This window comes from Alloacidobacterium sp., assembly GCF_035631355.1.
Taxonomy (GTDB): domain Bacteria; phylum Acidobacteriota; class Terriglobia; order Terriglobales; family Acidobacteriaceae; genus Alloacidobacterium.
Map to the genome: position 1 here is coordinate 1 of NZ_DASQIX010000081.1, position 4,385 is coordinate 4,385.

At 57.2% G+C, this 4,385-nt stretch carries 3 protein-coding genes and 1 pseudogene; 3 read left to right on the forward strand and 1 reads right to left on the reverse strand.

The window, feature by feature from the left end; genetic code table 11:
* Together VEV40_RS15020 and VEV40_RS15025 are read left to right on the forward strand one after the other, a co-directional pair.
* Positions 1 to 278 (forward strand): annotated as a pseudogene (locus tag VEV40_RS15020) (hypothetical protein); the annotation flags it as partial.
* A gap of 14 nt (positions 279 to 292) precedes the next feature.
* Entirely contained in the window at positions 293 to 961 is a 669-nt protein-coding gene (locus VEV40_RS15025) for an O-methyltransferase (RefSeq protein ID WP_324833463.1), read from the forward strand.
* Positions 962 to 964: 3 nt separating this feature from the next.
* Here the strand turns inward: VEV40_RS15025 and VEV40_RS15030 are convergent, their stop codons facing one another.
* Positions 965 to 1,738: an SDR family NAD(P)-dependent oxidoreductase gene (locus VEV40_RS15030; RefSeq protein WP_324833464.1), complete on the reverse strand. Its 774-nt coding sequence runs from the start codon at positions 1,736 to 1,738 to the stop codon at positions 965 to 967.
* 52 nt (positions 1,739 to 1,790) lie between these two features.
* Between VEV40_RS15030 and pruA the strand changes: the two genes are divergently transcribed.
* On the forward strand, positions 1,791 to 3,386 hold the full coding sequence (gene pruA / locus VEV40_RS15035) for an L-glutamate gamma-semialdehyde dehydrogenase (RefSeq protein WP_324833465.1): 1,596 nt from the start codon (positions 1,791 to 1,793) through the stop codon (positions 3,384 to 3,386).
* Positions 3,387 to 4,385 lie beyond the last annotated feature (999 nt).

The window sequence follows — 4,385 nt, forward strand, 5'->3', positions numbered from 1 at the left end:
TGCGCTGGTGGGAGTATTCCAAACACCACGCCGAGACTGAATTTGCTATTGCCTATGCCGCGCTGAATTTTGCGTATATTGTCGCGGCCTTGATTGGCCTTTACCGTTGGCCCCGTTTTGCCGGAGCCATGCTGCTCTTTATCCTGTTGCGTTGTGCGCTGCTCCTGACCATTGAAGCTCCCGAGCCGCGCTACACGCTCGAATGTTTTCCCATGCTCATTGCGCTGGCAGGCGTGGCCTTCGAGCGCAAAGAATTGTATCTCCGTCTGCCGATTTGAATCGAGAAAAGACTATGACCCAGAAACTGTGGACTGCCGTGGATGACTATATCAACCAGCAGGTCGTGCCTTCTGACCTTGCCCTTGATGCTGCGCTCGCAGCCTGCGCCGAAGCGGAATTGCCGGCGATCAGCGTTACACCCAGCCAGGGAAAGCTGCTCCAAATGCTGGCTCTCCTCGTGAATGCGAGAAACATCCTTGAAATCGGTACCCTCGGCGGGTACAGCACCATTTGGATGGCGCGTGCCCTGCCTGGCGATGGACGCCTCATCACCATGGAGTTTGATCCCAAACACGCGCAGGTTGCGAGCGACAATATCGCCAACGCCGGACTTGAAAATATGGTTGAAGTCCGCGAAGGCAATGCCCTCGAGCTGCTGCCGGAGCTGGCCGCCGAGGGCTTGGAGGCTTTCGATCTGACTTTTATCGACGCCGACAAATGCAACAACCTGCAATATTTCGAATGGGCGCTCCGGCTATCACGTAAGGGCAGCCTGATTATCGTGGACAACGTTGTACGCGATGGCCGCGTGATCGATGCCGAGGACTCCGACGCCGATATTCAGGGTATTCGCAGCCTGTTCAAAAGAATGGCTACCGAGCCGCGCGTCCTGTGTACGGCGCAGCAAACAGTAGGCAGCAAGGGCTATGACGGCTTCGCGATTGCACTGGTTACGGGTTGAGAATCAAACCCAGCCGCCATCCACAATGTGACTCTGGCCGGTAATCGCCGAAGAATCATCTGCCGCCAGAAAAAGAACGAGCCGGGAAACATCTTCAGGCATGAGCGCCCGTTTGATGCTCTGGCTGGCCATGATCCTCTCCGTGTATTCCGGGGTCCACACCAGGCGGCGCTGCTTTTCCGTAAGGATCGCGCCCGGAAGCACGCAGTTCACGCGGATTCCTGCAGGCCCCAGCTCGCGCGACATGGTACGCGTAAGCCCCACAATGCCGGCCTTGGCCGTAACGTAAGCGGGAAGCCCCGTGCTCGGAATGATCCACGAAATCGAACTCATGTTGATGATCGAGCCTCTACCGTGGGCCTTCATTCCAAGCACAACCGCCTGAATGGCGAAGAAGTGATGGCGCAGATTGACGGCCATCATGCGGTCCCAGTATTCCGGCGTCGTCTCCTCTGACGTATGGCGCTCGTCGTTGGCGGCATTGTTCACCAGCACTTCAATCGGGCCAAGATTGGCTTCAATTTTCTGAATGACAGCGCGCAGAGTGGGAATGTCAGTAAGATCGCATGCAATGAACAGCGGAGTGTGTTTAGCGCTCTTCGCGAGCCTGTTTACCAGTTCTCTCGAAGTCTCCTCCGCAACATCCAGAAACGCCGTCTTCGCTCCCTGATGCGCGAAATGCTCAACCATGGAAGCGCCGATCCCCGAACCGCCCCCGGTGATCAGCACCACCTTTCCGTCGAGGCTGGGATAGCGGGCAAACCGCTCTTCAGTCATTCAGATGTCCTCATCGCAGCATGGTATAGCAATTGCGCTAAACTAAACGGTTATGGCTACCGCAGAAATCTCCACTGTCATCCTGCCGCGTTCGCCTGAGGGCGAATTCCGCAACGAGCCGTTTACTGACTTCTCGAAGCACGAAAACGCGCATGCCATGAAGGAAGCGCTGGAGCATGTCGGCGATCTGCTCGGCCACGAGTACGAACTGGTCATTGGCGGCGAGCGCCTGCGTACCACAGGGAAAATCGAGTCGCGCAATCCAGCCAAGCCCGCGCAGATCGTCGGCATTCACCAGAAGGCCGGTGCCGAGCACGCGGAACAGGCAATACAGGCCGCGCTCAAGGCTTTCGAAACATGGCAGCACACGCCCGTCGAAGAGCGCGCCTCGCTGCTGCTGAATGCAGCGCACATCATCCGTGAACGTAAGTTTGAGTTCTGCGCGTGGCTGACCTATGAAGTTGGCAAGAACTGGGCAGAGGCGGACGCCGACGTGGGTGAAACTATCGATTTCCTCGAGTTCTACGCTCGCGAAGCTCTGCGCCTCTCGAAAGCAACGACGCCCATCCAGTATCACGGCGAGCGCAACCAATTGATCTATATTCCGCTGGGCGTAGGCGCGGTCATTCCACCGTGGAATTTCCCCTTTGCCATTATGGCCGGCATGACGTCCGCGGCCATCGTCACCGGCAACACCGTCATCCTCAAGCCTTCCAGCGATTCCCCAACCATCGCGGCGCGCTTTGTCGATGTTCTGGAAGAAGCGGGCATGCCCGGCGGCGTCGTAAACTTCTGCCCCGGCTCCGGCGCGACCTTCGGCAATGCCATTGTCCAGCATCCCAAAACGCGCTTCATCGCCTTCACGGGATCCAAAGAAGTCGGCCTCGACATTCACGCGCTCGCAGCAAAGAACCAGCCCGGACAGATATGGATTAAGCGGACAATCCTCGAAATGGGCGGTAAGGACTCGATCATCGTCAGCGCCGACGCCGAGCTGGACGACGCCGTGGCAGGCGTGGTCGCCTCGGCCTTCGGATACAGCGGCCAGAAGTGCTCGGCCTGCTCCCGCGCCATTGTGGAAGAGCCGGTGTACGACGTGTTCATCGAGCGCATCCGCGAGCGCGTTGAGCAGTTGAAAGTCGGCGATCCGGTAAAGAATCCGAACATGGGTCCGGTAGTGAACGCCGGTGCGATGAAAACCATTCAGGACTACATCGAAACCGGCAAGAAAGAAGGCCGAATCATCGCGGGCGGCAATGCGATTGAGACTCCGGAAAAGGGCTACTTCCTTGAACCCACCGTCATTGCCGATGTCGCTCCCGGCGCGCGCATCTCACTGGAAGAAATTTTTGGGCCGGTACTGGCGATCATCAAGGCAAAGGACTACGATGACGCGCTGGCCATCGCCAACAATACCGAATACGGCCTGACTGGCGCTGTCTACGCGACCGACTCGCAGAAACTCGACCATGCCCGCCGCACCTATCATGTGGGCAATCTCTACTTCAATCGCAAGTGTACGGGAGCGATGGTTGGCGCCCATCCCTTCGGCGGTTTCAACATGTCCGGGACAGATTCCAAGGCGGGTGGTCCCGACTATCTCTACCTGTTCACCCAGGCAAAATCAGTCGCTGAAAAACTGCGTTGACTGAAGCCATCCCATCGCGCATCTGGGCAGCCGCTCCGCAGCCGGCACCTGCCACCCCTCCCCCCTTGTTCGTAAAAACCTCATTCTTATGGTATTTACGAAGCTCCGTGTTTCAGGCTTTTCGTCAGAAAAAGCAAAACGCCCGCTTTGTGGGCGGGCGTTTGTCTCGATTTCATGGTAGCAGGCGTGTCAAGAGGGTCTCAGAGAGCCCATATCTCGACTCTCGGGAAATATGTCTGGTATCGTGCAGCATCGCGAGTCAGTAATGCGAGATTCCCGACGGCGGCGTGCGCGCCTATATAGAAATCAGGCAGCGGAGTTTGTCGCGGACCGCCGCGACAACGATATGTCAGAAAGCACTTTCCAGCTAGAAATCCTGCTTCCCATGGAAGTGCTTCTCTGTGATACACGGCACGGGGCAGGGCGGCGTCCAATGGCGGGTGGCCCATATCTCAAAGTTCGCCTCCAGCGAATGCGGGTGCCCCACGTCTCGCAGAGACGTGGGATTCGGCAGTTGTACGTTGTCGACGTACAGCCGCTCCTAAGAGATAGTGTAAGCGGATGAGTAGCAGGAGAAATTTGCGAATGATTTATGGTCGGCCTTAGAGGACGATTTTAGAACTTTTTTGGTTCTCAGTCTCGACTGATGCAGTTACATCCTCCCGATAGCAACTGAAGGTGATGAAGTGCAGGTCGCTGCCTGTCTGTTGATAACGAACCAGTTTGCGCGGCATCCTGCAAACCCACATCTCTGCGAGATGTGGGGCACCCACGCACCTACTCGCACACTCTTCCGTCTCATCTTCGGATTCTGGGCCACCCGCCAGTCACGCGGTAAGCGTTCTTGTGGCAACGGAGAGTCAGGATGCTCCGAACACATTCAGCGGCTTTGCCATTCCGGTGGGCGAAAAGGCACTAACGCCAGAGCCGCGGCATCGTCAGATCGAGTTTATCGGCGACTCGCACACTGTTGGATTTGGAAATATCTCGACGACGCAC